This is a genomic window from Campylobacter concisus, assembly GCF_003048555.1.
Taxonomy (GTDB): Bacteria; Campylobacterota; Campylobacteria; order Campylobacterales; family Campylobacteraceae; genus Campylobacter_A; species Campylobacter_A concisus_AO.
The window spans coordinates 13,202-35,162 of sequence record NZ_PIRR01000006.1; the positions used below are offsets into that span (position 1 = coordinate 13,202).

The 21,961-nt window shown below is 36.2% G+C and carries 25 protein-coding genes; 18 read left to right on the plus strand and 7 right to left on the minus strand.

The features are described from left to right. The first annotated feature begins 9 nt into the window (after nt 1–9). The 13 genes from atpG to CVS92_RS01775 all read left to right on the plus strand — a co-directional run bounded on the left by atpG (nt 10) and on the right by CVS92_RS01775 (nt 10,392). The gene (gene atpG / locus CVS92_RS01715) at nt 10–897 is read left to right on the plus strand and encodes an ATP synthase F1 subunit gamma (protein WP_107788302.1); all 888 of its coding nucleotides are present in this window, start codon (nt 10–12) and stop codon (nt 895–897) included. A gap of 11 nt (nt 898–908) precedes the next feature. Then, the gene (gene atpD, locus CVS92_RS01720) at nt 909–2,306 is read left to right on the plus strand and encodes a F0F1 ATP synthase subunit beta (RefSeq protein ID WP_107788303.1); all 1,398 of its coding nucleotides are present in this window, start codon (nt 909–911) and stop codon (nt 2,304–2,306) included. Between the two features lie 18 nt (nt 2,307–2,324). Further along, nucleotides 2,325–2,714, plus strand: coding sequence for an ATP synthase F1 subunit epsilon (gene atpC, locus CVS92_RS01725; protein WP_021090667.1), 390 nt, complete (start codon nt 2,325–2,327; stop codon nt 2,712–2,714). Further along, nucleotides 2,715–3,299, plus strand: a complete 585-nt coding sequence (locus tag CVS92_RS01730) for a MotA/TolQ/ExbB proton channel family protein (protein WP_107788304.1) — start codon at nt 2,715–2,717, stop codon at nt 3,297–3,299. Continuing rightward, complete coding sequence (locus tag CVS92_RS01735; RefSeq protein WP_021090535.1) at nt 3,300–3,698, plus strand: biopolymer transporter ExbD; 399 nt, start codon at nt 3,300–3,302, stop codon at nt 3,696–3,698. Nucleotide 3,699: 1 nt separating this feature from the next. Further along, nucleotides 3,700–4,647 carry a TonB C-terminal domain-containing protein gene (locus CVS92_RS01740; RefSeq protein WP_107788305.1) on the plus strand — a complete coding sequence of 316 codons (948 nt, stop codon included), beginning with the start codon at nt 3,700–3,702 and terminating at the stop codon, nt 4,645–4,647. Between the two features lie 24 nt (nt 4,648–4,671). Next, on the plus strand, nt 4,672–5,928 hold the full coding sequence (tolB, locus tag CVS92_RS01745; protein ID WP_103580401.1) for a Tol-Pal system protein TolB: 1,257 nt from the start codon (nt 4,672–4,674) through the stop codon (nt 5,926–5,928). A gap of 64 nt (nt 5,929–5,992) precedes the next feature. Beyond that, a complete protein-coding gene (locus CVS92_RS01750) occupies nt 5,993–6,499 on the plus strand; it encodes an OmpA family protein (RefSeq protein ID WP_021090913.1) in 507 nt (168 codons plus the stop codon). Between the two features lie 17 nt (nt 6,500–6,516). Beyond that, entirely contained in the window at nt 6,517–7,359 is an 843-nt protein-coding gene (locus CVS92_RS01755) for a tetratricopeptide repeat protein (protein ID WP_107788306.1), read from the plus strand. A 56-nt stretch (nt 7,360–7,415) separates the two neighbouring features. Next, the gene (locus CVS92_RS01760; RefSeq protein WP_223154487.1) at nt 7,416–8,018 is read left to right on the plus strand and encodes an FKBP-type peptidyl-prolyl cis-trans isomerase; all 603 of its coding nucleotides are present in this window, start codon (nt 7,416–7,418) and stop codon (nt 8,016–8,018) included. Between the two features lie 9 nt (nt 8,019–8,027). Beyond that, nucleotides 8,028–8,957 carry an ACP S-malonyltransferase gene (gene fabD / locus CVS92_RS01765; protein WP_107788307.1) on the plus strand — a complete coding sequence of 310 codons (930 nt, stop codon included), beginning with the start codon at nt 8,028–8,030 and terminating at the stop codon, nt 8,955–8,957. Then, nucleotides 8,954–9,637, plus strand: coding sequence for a 5'-methylthioadenosine/adenosylhomocysteine nucleosidase (locus CVS92_RS01770; protein ID WP_107788308.1), 684 nt, complete (start codon nt 8,954–8,956; stop codon nt 9,635–9,637). The genes fabD and CVS92_RS01770 overlap by 4 nt, the downstream gene beginning before the upstream one ends. Further along, complete coding sequence (locus CVS92_RS01775) at nt 9,634–10,392, plus strand: tRNA 2-thiocytidine biosynthesis TtcA family protein (RefSeq protein WP_021090654.1); 759 nt, start codon at nt 9,634–9,636, stop codon at nt 10,390–10,392. Before CVS92_RS01770 ends, CVS92_RS01775 begins: the two co-directional genes overlap by 4 nt. 181 nt (nt 10,393–10,573) lie before the next feature. Here the strand turns inward: CVS92_RS01775 and recO are convergent, their stop codons facing one another. From recO to bamA, 7 genes are all read right to left on the minus strand, one after another. Continuing rightward, a complete protein-coding gene (gene recO, locus CVS92_RS01780; RefSeq protein ID WP_107788309.1) occupies nt 10,574–11,188 on the minus strand; it encodes a recombination protein RecO in 615 nt (204 codons plus the stop codon). Further along, a complete protein-coding gene (locus CVS92_RS01785; RefSeq protein ID WP_107788310.1) occupies nt 11,189–12,112 on the minus strand; it encodes a tRNA dihydrouridine synthase in 924 nt (307 codons plus the stop codon). Further along, nucleotides 12,109–13,107, minus strand: a complete 999-nt coding sequence (locus CVS92_RS01790) for a hypothetical protein (protein ID WP_054196230.1) — start codon at nt 13,105–13,107, stop codon at nt 12,109–12,111. The genes CVS92_RS01785 and CVS92_RS01790 overlap by 4 nt, the downstream gene beginning before the upstream one ends. Nucleotides 13,108–13,116: 9 nt before the next feature. Beyond that, a complete protein-coding gene (gene dksA / locus CVS92_RS01795) occupies nt 13,117–13,473 on the minus strand; it encodes an RNA polymerase-binding protein DksA (protein ID WP_035167251.1) in 357 nt (118 codons plus the stop codon). 10 nt (nt 13,474–13,483) lie between these two features. Then, on the minus strand, nt 13,484–13,939 hold the full coding sequence (locus CVS92_RS01800) for a 23S rRNA (pseudouridine(1915)-N(3))-methyltransferase RlmH (protein ID WP_103580411.1): 456 nt from the start codon (nt 13,937–13,939) through the stop codon (nt 13,484–13,486). A gap of 2 nt (nt 13,940–13,941) precedes the next feature. Next, a complete protein-coding gene (accD, locus tag CVS92_RS01805; protein WP_103580445.1) occupies nt 13,942–14,856 on the minus strand; it encodes an acetyl-CoA carboxylase, carboxyltransferase subunit beta in 915 nt (304 codons plus the stop codon). A gap of 129 nt (nt 14,857–14,985) precedes the next feature. Next, complete coding sequence (gene bamA / locus CVS92_RS01810) at nt 14,986–17,241, minus strand: outer membrane protein assembly factor BamA (protein WP_107788311.1); 2,256 nt, start codon at nt 17,239–17,241, stop codon at nt 14,986–14,988. An 89-nt stretch (nt 17,242–17,330) separates the two neighbouring features. On the opposite strand from bamA, the gene CVS92_RS01815 reads away from it, so the two are divergent. The 5 genes from CVS92_RS01815 (at nt 17,331) to thrB (ending at nt 21,876) form a co-directional block, all read left to right on the plus strand. After that, nucleotides 17,331–18,161 carry a prephenate dehydrogenase gene (locus CVS92_RS01815; RefSeq protein ID WP_084108777.1) on the plus strand — a complete coding sequence of 277 codons (831 nt, stop codon included), beginning with the start codon at nt 17,331–17,333 and terminating at the stop codon, nt 18,159–18,161. Nucleotides 18,162–18,222: 61 nt separating this feature from the next. After that, nucleotides 18,223–19,593 carry a M23 family metallopeptidase gene (locus CVS92_RS01820; protein ID WP_072594694.1) on the plus strand — a complete coding sequence of 457 codons (1,371 nt, stop codon included), beginning with the start codon at nt 18,223–18,225 and terminating at the stop codon, nt 19,591–19,593. Nucleotides 19,594–19,655: 62 nt separating this feature from the next. Continuing rightward, complete coding sequence (lpxC, locus tag CVS92_RS01825; RefSeq protein ID WP_084041565.1) at nt 19,656–20,540, plus strand: UDP-3-O-acyl-N-acetylglucosamine deacetylase; 885 nt, start codon at nt 19,656–19,658, stop codon at nt 20,538–20,540. A 41-nt stretch (nt 20,541–20,581) separates the two neighbouring features. After that, the gene (locus CVS92_RS01830; RefSeq protein WP_107775899.1) at nt 20,582–20,983 is read left to right on the plus strand and encodes a glycoprotease; all 402 of its coding nucleotides are present in this window, start codon (nt 20,582–20,584) and stop codon (nt 20,981–20,983) included. 8 nt (nt 20,984–20,991) lie between these two features. Then, on the plus strand, nt 20,992–21,876 hold the full coding sequence (thrB, locus tag CVS92_RS01835) for a homoserine kinase (protein WP_107775900.1): 885 nt from the start codon (nt 20,992–20,994) through the stop codon (nt 21,874–21,876). Nucleotides 21,877–21,961: the final 85 nt, after the last annotated feature.

Below are 21,961 nucleotides of genomic sequence, written 5' to 3' on the forward strand. Positions count from 1 at the left end.
GGCTAAGATATGTCAAATTTAAAAGATATAAAACGAAAGATCAAGAGCGTCCAGAACACTCAAAAGACGACGCGTGCGATGAAGCTTGTCTCAACAGCAAAGCTTCGCAAAGCCGAAGAGGCTGCTCAATACTCTAGAGTTTACGCACTTAAGATCAATGAGGTTTTATCAGAGATAGCTTATAAGATCAATCAATATGCTTCAGTTATGACTGAGAGTAAATTTTTTAACACAACAAAGAGTGTAGAAAAGGTTGATATTATATTTGTTACCGCTGATAAAGGGCTTTGCGGTGGCTTTAATGTCCAGACCATAAAGACAGTTAGGCGCATGATTGATGAGCTAAAAGCCAAAAAGATCAAAGTTAGACTAAGAGCTGTTGGTAAAAAAGGCATAGAATTTTTCAATTTCCAAGGCGTTGAACTACTCGAGACTTATGTCGGAGCTAGCTCTTCTCCTACATATGAAAAAGCTCAAAAGATCATAAAAGACGCTATTGATGATTTTACAAACGGCATAACTGATAAAGTCGTGCTAATACACAATGGCTATAAAAATATGATTTCTCAAGAGATTAGAGTAAATGATATAGTGCCTATTGAGCCGTCTAAGATAGTTGCGGTTGAGACAAATTCTTTGATGGAATTTGAGCCAGAGGACAACTATACTAAGATTATGGATGAATTGCTCAATAAATATTTTGAGTATAGTATGTATTATGCTTTAGTTGACTCTTTAGCGGCTGAGCACAGCGCTAGAATGCAAGCTATGGATAATGCAACAAACAATGCTAAACAACGCGTCAAACAGTTAAATCTTGCTTACAATAAAGCAAGACAAGAGTCTATTACCACTGAGCTTATCGAGATCATCAGTGGTGTTGAATCAATGAAATAAAAGGAGTATGAATGAAGGGTGTTATTAGTCAAGTTATGGGCCCTGTGGTCGATGTTGACTTTAATGACTACTTGCCAAAGATCAATGAAGCTATTGAAGTTTTATTTGAGGTTGAGGGCAAGAAACATAAACTAATATTAGAAGTTGCTGCTCACCTAGGCGATAATAGAGTTAGAACTATTGCTATGGATATGAGTGAGGGTCTGACTCGTGGCTTAGAGGCTAAAGCGCTTGGTGCACCTATTAGTGTTCCAGTTGGCGAAAAAGTTCTAGGTAGAATTTTTAATGTAGTTGGCGACTTGATAGACGAGGGCGAGGGAGTAAATTTTGATAAGCATTGGTCTATCCACCGCGATCCTCCTCCATTTGAAGAGCAAAGCACAAAGAGTGAAATTTTTGAAACTGGTATCAAAGTAGTTGACCTTCTAGCTCCTTATGCAAAAGGTGGTAAAGTAGGCCTATTTGGTGGCGCTGGTGTTGGTAAAACGGTTATTATTATGGAGCTTATCCACAACGTTGCGTTTAAACACAGCGGTTATTCTGTATTTGCTGGTGTTGGTGAGAGAACTCGTGAAGGAAATGACCTTTATCACGAAATGAAGGAAAGTAACGTTTTAGATAAAGTTGCCTTGTGCTATGGTCAAATGAATGAGCCACCAGGAGCAAGAAACCGTATCGCACTAACTGGTCTTACAATGGCTGAGTACTTCCGTGATGAGATGGGGCTTGATGTTTTGATGTTTATCGATAATATCTTCCGTTTTTCTCAATCAGGTGCAGAGATGTCAGCTCTACTTGGACGTATTCCGTCAGCTGTTGGTTATCAGCCAACTCTTGCAAGTGAGATGGGTAAATTCCAAGAGAGAATCACATCAACTAAAAAAGGTTCGATCACCTCTGTTCAGGCTGTTTACGTTCCAGCTGACGACCTTACAGACCCAGCTCCTGCTACGGTTTTTGCTCACCTTGATGCTACGACAGTTCTTAACAGATCGATTGCAGAAAAAGGTATCTATCCGGCTGTTGATCCGCTTGATTCTACTTCAAGAATGCTCGATCCTCAAATTTTAGGAGCAGATCACTATAAGGTAGCTCGTGGCGTTCAAGCTGTACTTCAAAAATATAAAGATCTTCAAGATATCATTGCGATCCTTGGTATGGACGAGCTTAGCGAAGAAGATAAGCTAACAGTTGATAGAGCAAGAAAGATAGAGAGATTTTTATCTCAGCCATTCTTTGTTGCTGAAGTATTTACAGGTAGCCCTGGCAAATATGTAAGTCTTGACGAAAATATAGCTGGTTTTAAGGGAATTTTAGAGGGTAAATATGATCACTTACCAGAAGCAGCATTTTATATGGTTGGAAATATAGATGAGGCTTTAGCTAAAGCTGAGAAACTTAAGGCTTAAATTTAAAAAGGAAGCGTAATGGATAAATTACATTTAGAGATCGTAACTCCTCAAGGTCAGATATTTAATGATGACGTGAGCAGTGTAGTGCTTCCAGGTAGCGAGGGTGAGTTTGGTGTTTTGCCAAACCATGCCTCATTAATATCTCTTTTAAAAGCAGGTATTATAGATATAGAACATAAAAATAAAAAACATGATGTTGTTGCGATTAACTGGGGCTATGCAAAGATTGACGAAGGCAAGGTAGTAATACTTGCTGACGGTGCGGTTTACGTATCTGGTGATAGTGAAAGCGAGCTTGCAAATTCATTGGAAGCTGCTAGAAATTTGATAGAGAGCATGAGTAGTGATACAAATGCTTTTGCAGCAACTATATCTAAAATGGAAAATGTAGTGAGAACTAGATAAGTGGGCGGTATAGATTTATTTTTAAATTACATTCAAAGAAGCAGTTTTATTACAATTATTGTTTTAACTTGGCTGTCAATATATTTTATAGTTAGTTTCACAATTCTTTTTTCAAGAATGGCTGGTATTGGAGCTTGGCAAAAACGTGAGCAAAATGCACTTGAAGCACTGCTTATGGGTGCTAAAAATATTCCAAATGATTCGTCTTTGAGAAAATGTGCAAATGGAAGGATCTCAAGAGAAAAACTAAACGTATGTATAAGTATAGCCGAGAAAAATGCTACAAGTGGGCTAACGTGGCTAAGTGTAATAGCATCTACTTCGCCTTTTATCGGTCTTTTTGGAACCGTTGTTTCTATTCTAGAGACATTTTCACAGCTTGGAAATGGTGGAGGTTCATCACTTGGTATTATCGCTCCAGCTATTTCAGAGGCACTTGTTGCAACTGGTTGCGGAATTTTTGTTGCCATCCCAGCATATACATTTAACTTACTCGTAAAAAGAAAAGCTTATGAATTAATGAGTGTTATTGAGCGTCAGGCTGATGTAATGATAGCACTTAAAAAAGATGATGAGATACTATAAATGGCCGTTAAATTTACCGATGAGACACCAGAGCTAAATATAACTCCTCTTGTTGATATTATGCTTGTTTTACTAGCCATTTTAATGGTTACTATGCCAACCATAACATATCAAGAGGATATTACTCTTCCGGATGGTTCAAAGGCGAAAACTTCAACATCTAAGCAAAAAGACCTTATAGTATCTATAAATTCGCAAGGACAAGTTAGAGTTGATCAGAGTACTATGAGCCTTGCTGAGTTTCCCGATAATATCGCATTAATGAGCACAAAATACGATAAAACCTCGCCTATCTATATAAAAGCTGACAAAAATTTAAAATACGATGATGTTATGTTTGTATTAAAGACTTTGAAAGGTGCTGGTTTTAATAAAGTAGCTTTAGAGACAAACGGTTAAGATGTCAAATAAAGTTAAATTTCCAACGCTTAGTTCGTTTTTTGTAGCGTTTTGTATTTACGTTACAATTATACTTATTTTATTTATAAAGCTTACATTTTTTGTAGAACCTCCTAAGAAATATACTGATGATAAAGATGCTATTATGGATGTGGTTATGGTTGATAGAGAAGTTGATCAAACCATTAAAGCTCCAAAACAAGCAGATGAAGTAGTTAAAGAGACAAAGCCTGAACCTAAAAAGGAATCTGAAGAAGATAAACAAGAGACTACAAATAAGCCTGTTGTACCAGATGAACCATTACCTACCCCAAGCTTACCAACTCCTCCAAAAGAAGAGCCAAAGCCTGAGCCTAAAAAACCAGAACCAAAACCAGAAATTTTAAAACCAAGTGAAGAACCCAAAGAAGATATTAAGCCAGAGCCAAAACCTGAGCCTAAGCCTACACCAAAGCCAGTTGAAAAGCCAAAACCAAAAGAGCCAAATATAAAAGACCTCTTTAGTGACATAGACCCTACAAAACTCAAAAAAGATGATGGTATAAAAAAGGCCGAAAATAAAGTGCAAAGCCGTAAAAAAAGCGAAGCTTCTAGTTCAAAAGCCGCAAAAGAAGCTAGTGATATAATAAAGAGTTTAAAGATAGATCAAAATCCAACTGCTCCAAAATCACAATCTACTGGTACTTACGATCCACTAATGGGTGCGATAACAAAACAAATTCAAAGAAGATGGCAAAGCTATAAGGCTGATTCTGCAAATTTGGCTAAAGTTAAAGTTATGATAGATCAGAGCGGAAATTTTAGCTATGAAATTTTAGAGCTATCATATAATGAAGAATTTAACGCAAAAGTAAGAGAGTGCTTAGAAAAACTTACAATGGAGAAATTTCCATTCAATCCAGACAAAAGCACTACTTTTAATTTAAATTTAGAAGATAAAATAAACTAAAATTTATAAAATTATGGAGTAGAGATGAAGAAAATTTTTCTTTTTTTATGTGTTGCTCTAGGGCTTTATGCTGCTGATGCGACCATATCTGTTGTAAATCAAGGTATTGCCTTGCCAAAGATAGCTTTGCAAGATGCAACAACTGCTGTTAGCGATATGGCTTTTAAAGATAAATTCTTTAAAATCATGCTAGGAGATCTAAAGGTTAGTTCCGATTTTGAAGTAATCGAAGATCATGTGCCTTCTACCTATGAAGGGGATGCGACTACTAATACAATGAGCGATAAAGGCGTCGAGCTTATCTTTAGATATGCTCTTGAGGGCTCTATGGGCTCACCTCTTACTTTGAGAGTAAAACTGATAAACGCTAAAACAGCAACTACAAGATATGAGAAGGTTTATACTATGCCAGACGGCGCAAAGTATCCGTTTTTGGCGCATAAAAGTATAGTTGAGCTTACTAATGAGCTCAATTTACCACCAGTTGGCTGGATGGAAAAATTTATTATTCTTTCAAAATATACTTCAGCTCGCCAAAGCTCTATCATAGTTGCAGATTATACACTTACATATCAAAAGACCATAGTAAGTGGCGGACTAAATATTTTTCCTAAATGGGCTGGAGCTGATCAAAGTAAATTTTACTATACATCTTATGTAAATAATAAACCAACTTTATTTAGATATGATCTAAATTCTGGCACAAAAACAAAGATAATTGATAGCATTGGCATGCTCATAGCCTCAGATGTTAGTAAAGATGGAAGTAAAATTTTATTAACTATGGCACCAAAAGATCAACCAGATATATTTATCTATAATACAAATAGCAAAAATTTGACGCAGATTACTAATTATCCAGGTATAGATGTAAATGGAAATTTTGTAGATAATGATAGTAAGATAGTTTTTGTATCAGATAGGCTTGGTTATCCCAACGTTTTTGCAACTCCTGCGATTTCTGGCGGAAGCGTTGAACAAATGGTATTTCATGGTAAGAATAACAACTCTGTAAGCACATTTGAAAATTATGTTGTTTATTCAAGCAGGGAAGCAAGCGGTAGTTTTAATATATATCTAATTTCAACTCAAACGGATTTTATACGCCAGCTTACAGCAAATGGCAAAAATAACTATCCAAGATTCTCAAGCGATGGGCAAAGTGTCGTCTTTATAAAAGAGCTTGGCGGTCAAAGTTCATTAGGGGTTGTTAGGCTAAATGAAAACAGAAGTTTTCAGTTTCCTTTAAAAGTAGGAAAAATTCAGTCTATAGATTGGTAAGATTCTGATAAAATTTAAAATTTTTGTGATATAATTCGACCAAATTTCTAAAAAAGGATAAGGAATGAAAAAAGTAGTTCTAGCAAGTGTTGCAGTTGCAACTTTATTGTTGAGCGGTTGTAGCTCAAAAAACCCTGAAGTTGATATGAATTCAAATTCAAATCAATCTGCAGACAATTCAGGTAGCATGAGTGATGCTGATAGATTAGCAGCTCTTATTGCTAACATCGAGAGTCAAGTTAAAAGTGTATACTTTGACTTTGATAAATTTAATATCAAAGCTGATCAACAAGGCGTTGTTAGCTCAAATGCATCAGTATTCAACCAAGCTGACGCTCAAGCTCTTTCTATAAAAGTAGAAGGTAACTGCGATGAGTGGGGTACAGATGAGTATAACTATGCTCTTGGTTTAAAACGTGCTAAAAGTGCTAAAGATGCTCTTGTAAGAAATGGCGTTAGTGCTGATAGAATCGCTGTAGTTAGTTTTGGAGAAAGCAATCCAGTTTGTACAGACAAAACAAAAGCTTGCGATGCTCAAAATAGACGTGCAGATTTCAAAGTACTTCCATAATTTATAATTAAATAATAATGAACAAAAAAATAATTGTAGTGGCTCTGATTGGAGCCACTATCTCCATTACCTCTGGCCAAGAGATTTCAGCTTTTGATGCAGGCAATATGGATAGTGTGAATCCATATGGTCTAACTGATAATGAAAAAGCTACCTTAAATAATAAGCGAAGCGTTCAAAATATTGAAGAGAATATGAATAATGTTTTAGAACAACTTCAAGGTTTGCAAAGCTTGATTGAGAGCATGAGTGCTAGAATGAATAAGCTTGAGCAAAGAATAAATGATATAGAGACGAAGGTAAATGGTGGCATAAGTGATTCTGGTGTAAGTTTGACATCATTGAAGGCTTATGTTGATGAAACTAGAGATATACAAGACAAAAACTACAAAAATATTACTGCTGCCTTAAATAAATTAGGTGCAATAATGGATAAAAATGCTGCTCAACCAAAGCAAAATGCAAATCCAAAACAACAAAGTAAGCCAACTTCAAATTTTAGTGGAAAAAGCGATAAAGATATTTTGGCTGATGGCATTAAACTTCTAAATTCTGGCAATAGCACAGAAGCAGCTGAATATTTTGAATATTTAAATAAAAAAGGCTATAAAACTGGTGTAACAAATTATTATTTAGGTGAAGTTGCTTACAGTCAAAAATCATACAGTACAGCTATACAATACTATAAAAAAAGCATACAGAACGAAGATAAGGCTGACTATACACCAAAACTTCTATATCACACAGCTATAAGCTTTGATAAGATAGGTGACACGCAAAGTGCAAATAGATTTTATAAGGCTTTAAAAGTCGGTTATCCAGATAGTAAAGAAGCCAAAGCCTCTCCCAATAGAAACTAAATTTTAATCTTTTTTAGATATAATCCCACATTAATCAAAAAACCAAATCTAAGGAGATTATTGTGAGTAAAGATCAAGTTATAACTATGTTTTACGAACTAAAAGATGCTAATACTGGTGAAATTTTAGAGTCAAACATGCAAGAAGGTGGCCAAATTTCGTTTATAACAGGGCATGGCCATATTATAGAAAAGCTTGAAGAAGAAGTAAGCAAATTAAAATCAGGCGAAAGAGCAACTATAAGCGTAAAGGCAGCAGAGGGTTGTGGTGAATATAATAACGAAGCCATTCAGTCGTTACCAAAAGAGCAGTTTGCTGGTATAGATTTACATGAAGGAATGGAACTTTTTGGTCAAAATGAGGATGGCTCAAGCGTTCGTGTTATTGTTAAAGAGATCAAAGATGACGAAGTAACAGTTGATTTTAATCACCCATATGCTGGTAAAGATTTGTTATTTAATGTTGAAGTTTTAGAAGTTAGAGATGCGACAGAAGATGAAAAAGCAACAGGCATGGTAGCTGGGGCTCATACTTGCGGTTGCGGTGGTCACGATCATGAGCATGAACATGAGTGCTGCGGAGGTCATGGACACGGTCATGGACACGGTCATGAGGATGGCGGTTGCGGTTGCGGTGGACACGGACATCACCATCACTAAGAAGCTAAAATGAAAAGATTTGCTTTTGTTTTTGCGGGCCAAGGCTCGCAAAGTATTGGTATGGGAAAAGACTTTTACGAAAATTTTTCTACTGCTAAGTTACTTTTAAATGATGCTTGTAATGACACTGGCATTGATTACAAAGAGCTTTTATTTACACAAAACGATAAGTTAGATAAAACAGAATTTACTCAGCCAGCTATCGTCTTAAACTCGCTAATGACTTATTTAGCTTTTTCAAATTTTATTAAAGAAAAACCAGAATTTAGCCTTGGGCACTCACTTGGAGAATTTACTGCTCTTGCAGTTAGTGGAGCATTTAATTTTATTGATGCGATTAGGCTTGTAAATTTGCGTGGTAAATTTATGCAAGAAGCCTGCGTTGGCAAAGATGCTGGCATGATGGTAGTTCTTGGACTTAGTGATGAAGTGGTTGAAGAAATTTGTAAAAAAGCAAGAGAGGAAGGTTTACAAATTTATGCTGCAAACTACAACTGCGATGGACAAATCGTTGTCGCTGGTGTAAGAGCTGATCTTGCTAGCTATGAAGCAAAATTTAAAGAAGCTGGCGCAAAAAGAGCAATGCTTTTAAATATGTCAGTAGCAAGCCATTGTCCGATACTTGAGTCAGCTAGTGTTAGACTGGCAAGCGAGCTTGAGAGTACTTTGGCTACCAAATTTTCTCCTGTTGTCTCAAATGTAAATGCTAAAATTTATACCGATAAAAGTGAAGCACTAGTTCTGCTAAAAGAGCAGCTAATAAAACCAGTTTGCTATAAACAAAGCATTAAAAACTATGAAAATGATGTTGATTGTTTTATCGAGCTTGGTGCTGCGACATTAAAGGGCATCAATAAAAAAATTACCGAAAAGCCAACTTATAGTATTACTGATATGGCAAGTCTTGAAGAAGTTGTGAAAATTTTGGAGGAGAGATGATAGCGATACTAGGAGCCATGCAAGAGGAGATAACACCGATCCTTGAAATGGTTGGTGAATATAAAACTATTCAATATGCAAATAATAAATTTTACTTAGCAAACCATAAGGGAAAAGAGCTAGTCATTGCCTATTCAAAGATAGGCAAAGTAAATGCAGCTATAACAGCAACTTTAATGATAGAAAAATTTAAGGCCTCAAAATTGCTCTTTACCGGCGTAGCTGGCTCACTTGATGAGAGTTTAAAAATAGGCGATATGCTTTATGCTACTAGCTTAGTGCAACATGATCTTGATATTACGGCTTTTGGCCATCCTTATGGCTATGTGCCAGGTACAAGTATTTTTGTCAAAAGTGATGAAGGGCTAAATGAACTGGCAAAAAAGATAGCTGATAAAAAAGATATGAGCTTAAGCGCTGGTATTATTGCGACCGGAGATCAGTTTATCTGCGATAATGAAAAGAAAGCTTGGATTAAAAAGATATTTAATGCGAGCGCTACCGAGATGGAAGGTGCTAGCGTTGCACTAGTTTGCGAAACACTTGGTGTGCCATTTTTTATACTAAGAGCTATCAGCGATGGAGCTGGTGATGCAGCAGAGTTTGACTTTGATAAATTTTTGCAAGATTCAGCAAATGTTAGTGCAAAATTTATACTTGAAATGGTAGAAAGCTTATGATAGAGCTTAGTAAAAGGCTTCTTAGGCAAGTTGGTCAGACAAATGCCAGATACAAGATGATAGAGGGCGGAGATAAGATCTTGCTTGGTCTTAGCGGTGGTAAAGATAGCCTCGCACTAGCTCACGTACTAAAGCATATCCAAAACGTTACACCTGAGAAATTTGAGTTTAAAGCAGTAACACTAAGCTACGGCATGGGTGAGGACTACGCTTATCTTACGAAGCATTGCAATGAGCACGGAATAGAGCATGAAGTGATAGATAGCTCAATCTTTGAGATTTCAAAAGAGAAAATCCGTAAGAATTCCAGTTTTTGTAGTTTCTTTTCTCGTATGAGAAGAGGTTATCTTTATACTTACGCCTTAAAACATGGTTTTAATAAACTTGCGATTGCTCATCATTTAGACGATGCAGCGGAGAGCTTTTTTATGAATTTTACCTATAATGGTGCACTAAGGACGCTTGCTCCAAAATATACTGCAAAAAATGGTATCACGGTTATTAGGCCATTTATCTTCGTTCGCGAGAGACAGCTTCGCGAAAATGCTATCAAAAATGAATTAAGAGTTATCGGTGATGAAGCATGTCCTGCAATGAGATTTGACGTAAAGATGCCGCATGCTAGATATGAAACTAAACAGCTTTTAGCAACCTTAGAAAAAGAAAATCCAAAACTTTTTACTTCGTTAAAAGCAGCATTTGAAAATATTCATACTGATACTTTTTTTGCTCTCAATAGCAGTAGTGAAGAGTAAAATTTTACTTGCTTTTTGGGACTAATCCCAAGAAGCAAGCTATAAATATTTCTATTTTAATCTTCTCTTTAAAAATTTTTGCCTTTGGTTATAATTTTATAACTTAGAAAATTTAAGCTTAAAAAAATAGTCATGTGTTTTAAACATTAAGAAATAGCTATTTAAAATAGCAAGCTATAGCCTAAAGTCCGTCAAGTAGAATTTTATAAAGGCGGTTTATCTCATCGTCATTTAGCTCAATCGTACTTTTTGTATCAAACAAATTTTTTATCTTACCAGCGTCAAATTCGCTCCTATCAAGGCAGTGCTTGTGAGAGGGTAAAAAACCACGAGTTAAGCAAAGCTCACTCTCTATCTTCTCGTCGCAGATGAAACACTCAAGCTCGCTGTGAAGCCTACCTTCATACTCTAAAATTTTAACGTAGCTTTCGATGATAAGGCGTTTTGGATTTTGTAGCTGCATCTGTTTGGCGCAGCGATCAAGCTCATTAAAATAAATTTCATCGAGCTGCTCGACCTCTTTTAGATGATCATAAAGTAGGCGCATGAACTGCTGCCAAATGATGAGTTTATCGCGCTCAAGCAGCCATTTAAAGCCAAGATGAAGTATGCTTCTAAGCTTTGGTAGAAATTTCACCTCTTGCTCTAGCTCAAAGTCGATCTTGTAGCCGGTCATGATATTTGAGTGGCGTGCGCCAAAAAATCTATATGACTTTACGAGCAAATTTGGCGTTAGCACAAAGACTAAAAGGTCCTCGTCTCTGACCTTTTGCACGCGCAGGATATAGCCTTGCATCTAGGCAAAAAACTCCTTTATACGCTCTCTCATCGCTGTCGCGTCTTTGATGAAATTGATATCGTTTCTAAAGGTTGTTGCACCGTCGATGCCCTTGCTGTACTGATGCAAATGCTTTCTAAATATGCAAAGTCCATGCTCTCCGTAGTGCTCGATCATCGCATCAAAGTGAGCTAGGATGATCTTTTGTTTTAGCGCCTTATCTACGCTAGTTTTGGTCTTTATCTCGTGAAATATCCAAGGGTTACCGATGCTTGCTCTGCCGATCATTAGGGCGTCGCACTTTGTAAGGTATAAAATTTCATCTGCATTTTGCGCATTTATATCGCCATTTGCGATGACTGGGATTTTTACGCTCGCCTTTACTCTAGCGATCGCTTTGTAATCAACCTTTGCGCTGTATCCCCCAGCTCTTGTGCGTCCATGTACTGCGATGTAGTCTGCACCTGCTTCTTCGCAGGCCTTTGCTATCTTTTCTTCATTTTTATCGTTAAAGCCAAGTCTAAATTTAACACTCAGGCTCTCTTTGTTTGAGATGCTTTTTATAGCTGAGATTATGCTTTGAAGTTTGTCAAGATCGTTTAACAAAGCCGATCCCGCACCTTGTCTAACGATCTTTGGCACAGGGCAGCCGCAGTTTAGATCGAGCCCATAAATTCCATCAAATTTATTGATTATCTGCACGGCTTTTTTTATATTTTCTATATCGCTACCAGCTATTTGAACGACGTAGGGCTCTTCGTTTGGGGATTTTTTAAGCATTTCAAGAGTTTTGTCACTGCTCTCATAGACCAGAGCATTTGCGCTGATCATCTCGCTAACAGTGACATCGCAGCCAAATTTCTTAACTACGCTTCTTAGTGGCAAGTCAGAAAAGCCAGCAAGAGGTGCTAAGAAAAGTGGCTTTTTACTAAAGTCTATCATTTAAAAAATAGCGAGCTAGGCACCATTTTGCCGTTATCTCGTAAAAACAGCAAGACTTTTATCTCTTTAAACTCATCTGGGTCGCTACCTTCGATAGCCTCTCTTACTTTATCAAGCATTTGAAGCTCAAACAGTGCATATACATAAGCCTCATCAGCATCAGCGTGTATACTTTTTAGTTTTTCAAAGATGCCAATAAATGCATCTGGTTTTAGTTTATTTTTAAGCATTATGGCTGCTTTGTCGTATTGTGCTTTTGTCACTTTTGCGTTGTTTAAAAGATCAAAAATTTCATCACTGCTTAGATCGATCTCGTCATTTACAAATCGGGTAATAATAAGCATTATATCTTCACTTGCTAGTTCAAAATTTAATCTTTTGATCTCGCTAAAAGAAGCTACTTTTATAAGTTTATCAAATGCAGCTTTTTTAAGGCTCTCATTTTGATCTTGATTTTTAAGTATGTCAAGATAGTAAGTAGGTAGTTGCTCGATCTTATTTAGCTCGTTTAGGATATTTAACTTACTATCTTTTGCTAGTCTAAATTTCTTTAGATCGACGATCTCTTTATTTTTTATACTTTTTATAGTTTGTAAGATATTGTTTATCTCGGCATCATCTACACCGACATCTTTAAGCTCGCCTACTGGTGAGATAGAACGAGTAAGCTGTGAGGCGATCTTGTAAGTGTCGGTTTTGAAGTCTTTATTGCTCTCAAAGCCAAGAAGCGTCTCTTTGGCTAAGTCTTTATAAAGCTGGCTATCTTTTTTGATCCATTTTTTATATCTATAAAAAGCATATCCATGATAAGCGATATGAAGTAGAGCAAGAAGTGCTAAAACAGCTACTGGAAGAGCGACCCAAATAGCAATTGGCAAAGTTATAGTTTGGCCTAAAAGCTCAAATGTGTAATCAGAACTATTAAGAGAATAAGTGAGTCCTGCAACAACTACTATGTAGATTATGCAATAGACGAGAAATTTTCTAGTTTTCATATTTTCTCCTTAGTTTTTTGCTGTTTTTTCGATTATTTCACGGCAAGTTATGCAGTATTTTGCATGTGGTTTTACTTTAAGTCGCGGTATGCTGATCTCCTCTTCGCACATATCACAAATTCCATAAGTTTTATTTGCTATCTTCTCTAGTGCTTCATCTATTTCTGATAGCTCCGCTCTTTGTTGTGTCGAGATCGAATGCTCTATTAGCTGGTCTGTATTTACTGAGGCTATATCAAACTCATCGCTTACACCACTATCTCTTAAGCCATTTACTTCAACAGATGAATCATAGATATTTTTTTTGATCTGTAATTTTCTTTCTTCGAGTAATTTTTTAAAAAAATTTAGCTCAGTTTGTGTCATTTATATTCCTTTATTTGTGGTATGGGTGGTTTGCATTTATGCACAGTGCTCTAAAAATTTGCTCAAAAAGTACAAGCTTGGCAACCTTATGAGCCATCGTCATCTTGCTTAAGCTTATAATTTTTTGTGCTTTATTCTTTAAATTTTGGCTAAGGCCGTAAGCTCCACCTATGAAAAAGTTAATTTGTGAATTTGAGTTTAAAATTTGTGCAAATTCTTGGCTATCAAGTTGCAAGCCATTTTCATCAAGCATTACGCAAAAGCCTTTTAAATTTGGCTCATAAATTTCATTATAGGCTCTTAATGCTTCGCTTTTCCCAGTGCTTTGAGCTTTTGCTATTTTTTCATTAAAAAAGACTTTATCGTTTATCTTGGCAAATTTTGCACTCATTTTTATATATTCTTGTATTTCGTTTTCAAAGTTGTCACGTGATGATTTTTGAATGCTAAAAACTGAAATTTCCAAATTTAGCCTTTGGTTTTTAGCTTTAGTTCAAAGTTGCTTCCACTCTCATCTTGGTTATCTTTTTGATGTATTGTCTTATTATTTGTGAGAAATTTAACCATATCGCTTATATATTTTTTATGTTCGCTTCTTGGCACAATAGCATCGATTAAGCCATGTTCTAATAAAAACTCAGCCCTTTGAAAGCCCTCTGGGAGATCAGCACCTATGGTTTGTTTGATAACCCTTTGGCCAGCAAAGCCTATTAATGCGCCAGGTTCAGCGATTATTAGATCTCCAAGCCAAGCAAAAGAGGCACTAACGCCACCCATTGTCGGATCAGTAAGTATTGAGATGTAAGGTAATTTTGCTTCATCAAGTAGTTTTAAAGCAGCTGATGTCTTTGACATTTGCATCAAAGAAAATGTACTCTCTTGCATTCTAGCTCCACCTGAAGCACTCACTATGACTAAAGCTTGGCGTTTTTCTATTGCTCGTTTTATCGCTCTTACGATCTTTTCACCCTCAACTGAAGCTAGCGAACCACCCATGAAGCCAAAGTCAAAGACAACTAGCTGGATTTCTTGTCCGTCGCATTTGCCTTCGCCGCATATCACTGAGCTTGTACGTCCTGTTTTTTCTTTATTCTCTGTGATTCTTTTTTTGTATGATTTTTTATCAACAAAATTTAATGGATCTACCGGTTTTAAATTTGCATCAAATTCTACAAAGCTATCTTCGTCACAGATCAAATTTATGCGATCAGTAGCTTTTAGTCTCATATGATAGCCGCATTTCGGGCATACATTAAAACAAGCTTCAACTTCTTTGTAGTACATCAGTGAGTGACAATTATCGCATTTTACCCAGTGTGTAGGCGCTTCTTCTGGACGAGGTTGAGCTTTTCTTATCTTTGAAAAAATGTCTGAGAAATTCATATTTTTACCCACTTATATTAAAAATTGTGGGATTATATCTAATGTTTGCCTTGCTTTTTCTTATATGACTTAAAGTTTATTTATTTGTGGAGGTTTAAAGGGGCAAGTTAGCCCCTTTAAAGTATCTTGTTAGAATCGTCTTCCAATAGTAAATTCAAATGTATTTGTATCATCACCCTCTTTAGGTTTAAGAGCTTTTGCAAAGATTAGTTGAAGTGGTCCGATAGGAGTTATCCACTCGATACCAGTACCAACTGATGATCTTTTTATCTCATTTAGACTATTTTCACCGATCATGCCGTAGTCATAAAATACAACACCACGCATTTTGACACGATCTATTATAGGGAAGCTTATTTCAGCTGAATTATTAAATGAAGTTTCGCCACCGTATTCGTAGTAGTCGCCATTATATTTTACCTTTGGAGATACAGTTCTGCTCTCGTAACCACGTAAGCTTCTTATGCCACCAAGGTAAAGTCTTTCGTTGATCGGAGTATAACCTCTTTCCCAAATTTTACCAAAGCTTGCTTTATATCTTAAGATAAGATCGTAGTCGATGTACTCTCTAAGACCTAGATAGTAGTTAAAATTTGTGCGATTTTTGATAAAGTCTATATCGCCACCAAGCCCAGCTATCTCAAATGATGTGCTAGCTATGATGCCACGTCTTGGCAAGTAATAATCGTCGGTGCTGTTATATGTTAAAGCTGGAGTTATGGCACTTTTTATGGCTTTACCTTCTCTATAAATTTCTTTTTTGGTTTTTGTGTTGATATCTCTTAGCTCATCATCTTTTAAGGTAATTTTGCTTTGCTCAATGTTGTAAGTAAGTGATGCGCTTAAATTTCTAGTTAGTTTTCTACCTAGTGTTGTGCTGAAACCATAGCTTCTCTCTTTATATGTTCTCCAGTCATAGTCATTTGCGTAAAGTGTTCCACCAAGGCTATACTCTGAGTCGAAAATTCTTGGGTTTGTAAGACTTATCTGACCTGAAAGCTCTCTGTCGCTCTTATCTACGCTTACTTGTCCTTGAAGACCAGAGCCAAAGATATTTGTATCAGAAAGTGCTGCGTTTAGTAGTAGTCCGTCACTGCTGCCGTATCCGATACCACCGCTTATTGAGCCAGTCGAAGCCTCTTTTACTTTTACTTTTAGATCGACAGTATTTTTATCAACTGGATCTTCTTCTATCTCAACATCATCAAAGTAGCTTGTTCTTTTTAGCGCATCTTTTGAGTCTTGAAGGTCAGTTCTACTATATAAATTTCCTTCAGTTAGATAAAGTTCACGTCTTACAACGCGGTCAACAGTTCTATCATTTCCTGAAATTTGAACATTTCTTATATATACTTTCTCACCAGGATCGACTTCGTAGTCAATATCGACAGTTTTATTTTCATCAAATTTATCAGTCTTTGGATAGACTTTTACAAATGCATAACCTTTGTCAGCAACCATATCATCGAGCTTTTTCATATCTTGGCGAAGTCTTGCTGAGTTCATCGTATCGCCAGCCTCAAGCCTAAAGTCATCTATAATCTTTTTGGTATCAAGCTCTAGCTCTTCAGGTGCTGTAATACTTACATTTGAAACCTTATAAGGCTCACCCTCATGAACATAATAAGTAAGATCAGCTGTGTAGTTATCAAACGATGAATTTAAATAAGGTGACGAAATAGTCGCGTCTAAATAGCCTTTTTGGAAATATTTGTCTTGTATTCTTGCTGGATCATTTTCAAGCTCAAAAAGTTTAACTTTACCGTCATTTCTGCCCCAAAGCCAACCCATAAATTCTCTACTTTTATTTGCAACTACTGGCTCAATGTCGTCATAATCAAACTCTTTTGCACCGACTAAATTTACATTTTTGATTATCATATTTTCGCCGCGGTTTATGTTGAGTGTTATAAAAAGTGAGCTGTCGTTATCTGCAACTGGTTGTTTTTCTACGTCTACAACGGTATCAAAATAACCCTTTGACTCATAATACTGACGAATTCTCTCTTTAGTTTTTTCTATTGTAAGCTCATCATACATATTGCCTGGTTTGATATTAATCAGTGATTCTATGGCAGTTTTGTCATTTGTTACGACGCCTTTTAGATCGACTCTAGCAACACTTGGTTTTTCTTTTACAGCTACTAAAAGATTGCCATTGCCTGTATCTTCTATGTAGATATCGTCGAAATAATTTTGTTTGTATAAATTTGTGATCGCCTTATCGCTAAGCTTTGGAGTCAAATCCTGACCGACTTTTAGGCCCATTATTTGGCTTGCTACTTCAGGCGAAAGGTGAATTAGGCCTTTAAAATTTATTGACTGGATTGTTTGTGCGCTTAGTCCACTGAAAGCTAATGCTAATAAAAATAATTTCTTTCTCATTAAATTTAACCTAGAGTTTTAGTATAAGTGCGTATAATATCATATTTTATTTTTAATAAATTTAAATTTTATAATTTTGAAGGTTTTTTATGAAAATAGGTATCATCGGACTTGGTCTTATGGGTGGCTCACTTGGGCTAGCATTAAAAGATGAAAAATTAATCTCTTGTGTTAGCGGATACGATAAAGACGAGAATCATAGCAAAAAGGCCTTAGAACTTGGCTTGGTGCATGAAATTTTAAGCATTGACGAGATGAAAAAGAAGTGTGACATCATCTTTTTGGCTGTGCCAGTCGAGGCTATCGTGAGCATTGTGCAAAATTTAACCGATATTAGCGAAGATACAACTATTATTGATTTTGGCTCAACCAAACAAAAGATCATCGAGGCAGTACCAGAAAAAATTCGTAAAAATTTCATCCCAGCTCATCCAATGGCAGGTACCGAGTATTCTGGTCCAGAGGCTGCTTTCAAATCACTTTACACAGGGGCAACTGTTATTGTTTGCGACTTTGCTGAGAGCGCAGAAAAACATGTAAAAAGAAGCGTTGAGCTATTTTCTTGCCTTGGTATGAAGATCATTTTTATGAGTGCGAAAGAGCATGATCATCACGTGGGTCTTATTTCGCATTTGCCTCATGCGATTGCATTTTCTCTTGCGAGTGGGATTTTAAAAGAAGAGGATAAAAGGCACATCGTAGCACTTGGCGGACCTACATTTAAAGGCATGATACGTGTCGCAAAGAGTTCGCCTTTTATGTGGAGTGATATTTTTAAGCAAAATAAAAATAATGTTGTTGAAGCCATAAATATGTTTGAAAAAGAGCTAAATTTGTGCAAAGATCTCATAAAAGATGAACGCTGGGATGAACTTTTTGCTTGGATGAGCGACGCTAGAGCTGTAAGAGAAATTTTGTAATTAACTAAAAATTTATTGATTAAATGTAAAATTTCGCAAATAAAATTTAAGGTAAAAATATATGTATAGACGTGGGATAGGCGGTTTTGGTATTGTTGTGCTTTTGCTAATTTTAATTTTAGCCGGTGGTTTTGGCTATGCTTTGATGTCAAAAGATTTTGAGCGAAATGAGCCGATAATCGGTGTTGCTGATAAAGTTTATTGGAATCTTAGAACCCCAATGAATATCAAATTTAAAGACGATAGCGGTATAAAATTTGTACGAATTAGTATGAATGATGGGAAAAATGATCTAAATTTATTAAATCAAATCATACAAAACCCAAGTACTGAGCTTGATGTAAATTTAACCTTTCCAAAGACTGGCTTTTTTGCTCAAAAAGATACCTATGAGATGAATATTGAAGCTGTAGATACTAGTAAATGGAGCTTTTTTACTGGCAACAAAGCTAGTAAAAAGGTTGAAGTAGTGCTTGATACTTCAAAGCCTGATCTTTACGTGCTTTCGCAGTCTTATTCTATCTCAAAAGGCGGTAGTGCTGTTGTGGTCTTTAGAGCAACTGATAATCAGCTAAAAGAGGTCTATGTCCAGACAAATTTTGGTAAGAAATTTAAGGCTGTTCCATTTTATAAAGAGGGCTTTTATGCAGCACTTGTTGCTTGGCCAGTTCAGGTTGAAAATTTTAGTGCAGAAGTTATTGCTAGGGACTTCGCAGGCAATGAGAGCAAGTCACATGTTAGATATTTTTATGAAAATGTAAAGTATAAAACTTCAACTATCGCATTAAACGATAGATTTTTAGATGGCAAAATAGTCGATCTAACTGATCAATATGCAAAAGATCCGAGTGCGCTTTCAAGGCTTGAAAAAATGAGATTTGTCAATGAAACGCTTAGAAATTCAAACGAAGAAAAAATAACAGCACTTACTACAAATCCTGGTGATGAGATGTTAACTGGCTTTAGTGTGACACCATTTTACCCACTAAGAAATGGTAAAAAAGTGGCTGACTTCGCCGATCACCGATACTATACATATAATAACGAGCAAGTAAGCGAGTCTTGGCATATGGGAATAGACTTTGCAAGTGTGGCCGCAGCTCCTATTATAGCTAGCAATGCTGGTCGTGTTGTGCTAGCATCTGAAAATGGAATTTATGGATTAAATATTGTGATCGATCATGGATTTGGGCTTTATTCGCTTTATGGACACTGCTCAAGCACTAGAGTAAAAGAGGGCGATATGGTGGCAGCTGGCGATCAGATAGGTACTACTGGAACTAGTGGTCTTGCACTTGGTGATCACCTTCACTTTGGAATTTTGGTCCAAGGCGAAGAGGTGAGACCACAACAATGGATGGATAAAAAGTGGATAAAAGACAATATCACAAGTGTTTTAGATGCTGCAAAAGCGATGATAGACAAGAACTAAAAAATTTGCAAAATTGATTTTTTAGTGCTATCATAAGCGGATTAAAAATATAAGGAAAATTCTTGAAACAAACTACTATCGCAAGACGCGTTGAGACCGTTGGTATAGGGCTTCATAAAGGTGAGCCGATAAGACTTATACTAGAACCTCTTGATGCAAATTCTGGTATTATTTTGCACCGCGAAGATCTTGGAATTAGTTTTAAAGCTGAACCTAAAAATGTTATAAATACGCAGATGGCAACCGTTGTTGGCAATGAAAAGGGCTTTATTAGTACGATTGAGCATCTAATGTCAGCCATAAATGGTTATGGCATTGATAATATTAGAATCTCTGTTGATGCAAATGAAATTCCAGTGATGGATGGTAGTGCAATAAGCTTTTGTATGCTACTTGATGAAGCTGGTATAAGATATCTTGATGCTGGCAAAAAAGTAATTCTTGTCCGCCGTGAAGTTGAGGTTGTTGAGGGTTCTAAATTTGTGCGAACTTCACCTTCAAGAAGTCCAAAATTTGACTATACGATAAAATTTGATCATCCAGTTATTGGTGAACAAAGATATGTTTTTGATTTTAGTAAAAGCTCTTTTATAAAAAATATAGCTCGTGCTAGAACTTTTGGGTTTTTGAAAGATTTACAGCGTTTGCAAGCTCAAAATCTAGCTCTTGGTGCATCACTTGATAATGCCGTGGCAATCGATGATACGCATATTCTAAATCCAGAAGGTTTGAGATTTGAAAATGAGTTTGTAAGGCACAAAATTTTAGATGCGATTGGTGATTTAAGCTTGCTTGGAGCGCCTTTGTTGGGCGATTATACAGCATTTGCTGGAAGTCACGATCTAAATCACAAATTAACTCTTGCTTTGATGGCCGATGAGAAAAACTACGAGATCGCAACTCTAAATGGCGAACTTTTAAAAGAGTATCAAAAGGTATTTGCATAGAAAATATTGAAATTTTAGTTGTCTCTTTATCGATTCCGCTCTTGGTTGGAGTTTATAAAGATGGCGTAAAATTTGATGAAATTACGACTGATGAACATGTCAGTGAAGCTTTGATAAAGATCTTAGAAAATTTATCCTCTAAATTTAATATCACAAAAATTATCTATGCAAATACGCCAGGAAGCTTTATGGGGCTAAAGGTGGCCTATGTCATCTTAAAAACATTTTCTTTGGCGAAAGGATGCAAATTTTACGCCGTTAGTGGATTTAGCTTAAATGGAGGCCAAGCGATCAGAGCAAATAAAAATTTAAGCTTCATTTTAAAAGATGGCAAAATTTCACTTGAAAAAGTAGAGCCAGTAGGATTTAGGTTGCCTTTAAATTTAGATGAATTAAAACTAAATTCAGATACACTACCAGATTATATCATCCAAGCAGTTTAGGAGAAATTTTGAATATCTTAGTCCCTGCAACAAGTGCAAATTTGGGTCCTGGTTTCGATGCTTTGGGGCTTAGTTTGAAGCTTTTTAATAGCGTGAAAATCGAGCCAGCAAAATTTAGCTCAGTGTCGATAAACGGCGAAGGCAGTGGAAGTGTAAATTTAAAAAGAAATAATATATTCTTAAGTATTTTTAATGAAATTTTTTTTGAGCTAACTGGTAAAAATGAAAATTTTAGAGTCGTTTTTGAAAATAATATCCCATTTTCAAGGGGGCTTGGCAGTAGCTCTGCTGTTATCGTTGGGGCCATTGCTTCAGCGTACGAAATGGCTGGCTTTAAGGCAAGCAAAGAGACAGTTTTAAATAAAGCTATCATCTATGAAACCCATCCTGATAATATCTCGCCAGCAGTTCACGGTGGATTTATCAGCGCGATCGTAAAAAATGGTAATGTTTACGCAAATAAAATAAGTTTAAGCGATGAGATAAAAGCAGTAGTTGTTATCCCAAATAAACCGATGAGCACATCCTCGTCAAGACAAATTTTACCAAAGAACTATACGATGAAAGAATGCGTAAATAACTTATCTCATGCCGCTTTTTTAACGTCTTGTTTTTATGAAAAAAAGTATGATCTCTTAAAAATAGCAAGCAAAGATTTGATGCATGAAGAGCGTAGAATGCACGCTTTAGAAGAGCTTTTTGAAGTTAGAAAAGTAGCTTATGAAAATGGTGCTTTAATGAGCACGCTTTCAGGCTCAGGTTCAAGCTTTTTAAATATCGCTTACAAAGATGATGCTAAAAATTTACGAGATATTTTAAAGAGTAAATTTGGTGATTTTAGGGTTGAGGTTTTTTCATTTGATAACGATGGATACGAAATTACGCAAAGCTAAAAACAAGTTTAAAAAGATATAATGAACAAAAATAATCCTATAAGGACATGCGTCGCTTGTAAAATTAAAATTTCTCAGAGCTTGT

Excerpts from the sequence above, each read along its gene's own strand:
- atpG (WP_107788302.1), top strand. The coding sequence starts at position 10 with ATGTCAAATTTAAAAGATATAAAACGAAAGATCAAGAGCGTCCAGAAC.
- atpD (WP_107788303.1), top strand. The coding sequence starts at position 909 with ATGAAGGGTGTTATTAGTCAAGTTATGGGCCCTGTGGTCGATGTTGAC.
- atpC (WP_021090667.1), top strand. The coding sequence starts at position 2,325 with ATGGATAAATTACATTTAGAGATCGTAACTCCTCAAGGTCAGATATTT.
- CVS92_RS01735 (WP_021090535.1), top strand. The coding sequence starts at position 3,300 with ATGGCCGTTAAATTTACCGATGAGACACCAGAGCTAAATATAACTCCT.
- CVS92_RS01740 (WP_107788305.1), top strand. The coding sequence starts at position 3,700 with ATGTCAAATAAAGTTAAATTTCCAACGCTTAGTTCGTTTTTTGTAGCG.
- tolB (WP_103580401.1), top strand. The coding sequence starts at position 4,672 with ATGAAGAAAATTTTTCTTTTTTTATGTGTTGCTCTAGGGCTTTATGCT.
- CVS92_RS01750 (WP_021090913.1), top strand. The coding sequence starts at position 5,993 with ATGAAAAAAGTAGTTCTAGCAAGTGTTGCAGTTGCAACTTTATTGTTG.
- CVS92_RS01755 (WP_107788306.1), top strand. The coding sequence starts at position 6,517 with ATGAACAAAAAAATAATTGTAGTGGCTCTGATTGGAGCCACTATCTCC.
- fabD (WP_107788307.1), top strand. The coding sequence starts at position 8,028 with ATGAAAAGATTTGCTTTTGTTTTTGCGGGCCAAGGCTCGCAAAGTATT.
- CVS92_RS01770 (WP_107788308.1), top strand. The coding sequence starts at position 8,954 with ATGATAGCGATACTAGGAGCCATGCAAGAGGAGATAACACCGATCCTT.
- CVS92_RS01775 (WP_021090654.1), top strand. The coding sequence starts at position 9,634 with ATGATAGAGCTTAGTAAAAGGCTTCTTAGGCAAGTTGGTCAGACAAAT.
- recO (WP_107788309.1), bottom strand. The coding sequence starts at position 11,188 with ATGCAAGGCTATATCCTGCGCGTGCAAAAGGTCAGAGACGAGGACCTT.
- CVS92_RS01785 (WP_107788310.1), bottom strand. The coding sequence starts at position 12,112 with ATGATAGACTTTAGTAAAAAGCCACTTTTCTTAGCACCTCTTGCTGGC.
- CVS92_RS01790 (WP_054196230.1), bottom strand. The coding sequence starts at position 13,107 with ATGAAAACTAGAAAATTTCTCGTCTATTGCATAATCTACATAGTAGTT.
- dksA (WP_035167251.1), bottom strand. The coding sequence starts at position 13,473 with ATGACACAAACTGAGCTAAATTTTTTTAAAAAATTACTCGAAGAAAGA.
- accD (WP_103580445.1), bottom strand. The coding sequence starts at position 14,856 with ATGAATTTCTCAGACATTTTTTCAAAGATAAGAAAAGCTCAACCTCGT.
- bamA (WP_107788311.1), bottom strand. The coding sequence starts at position 17,241 with ATGAGAAAGAAATTATTTTTATTAGCATTAGCTTTCAGTGGACTAAGC.
- CVS92_RS01815 (WP_084108777.1), top strand. The coding sequence starts at position 17,331 with ATGAAAATAGGTATCATCGGACTTGGTCTTATGGGTGGCTCACTTGGG.
- CVS92_RS01820 (WP_072594694.1), top strand. The coding sequence starts at position 18,223 with ATGTATAGACGTGGGATAGGCGGTTTTGGTATTGTTGTGCTTTTGCTA.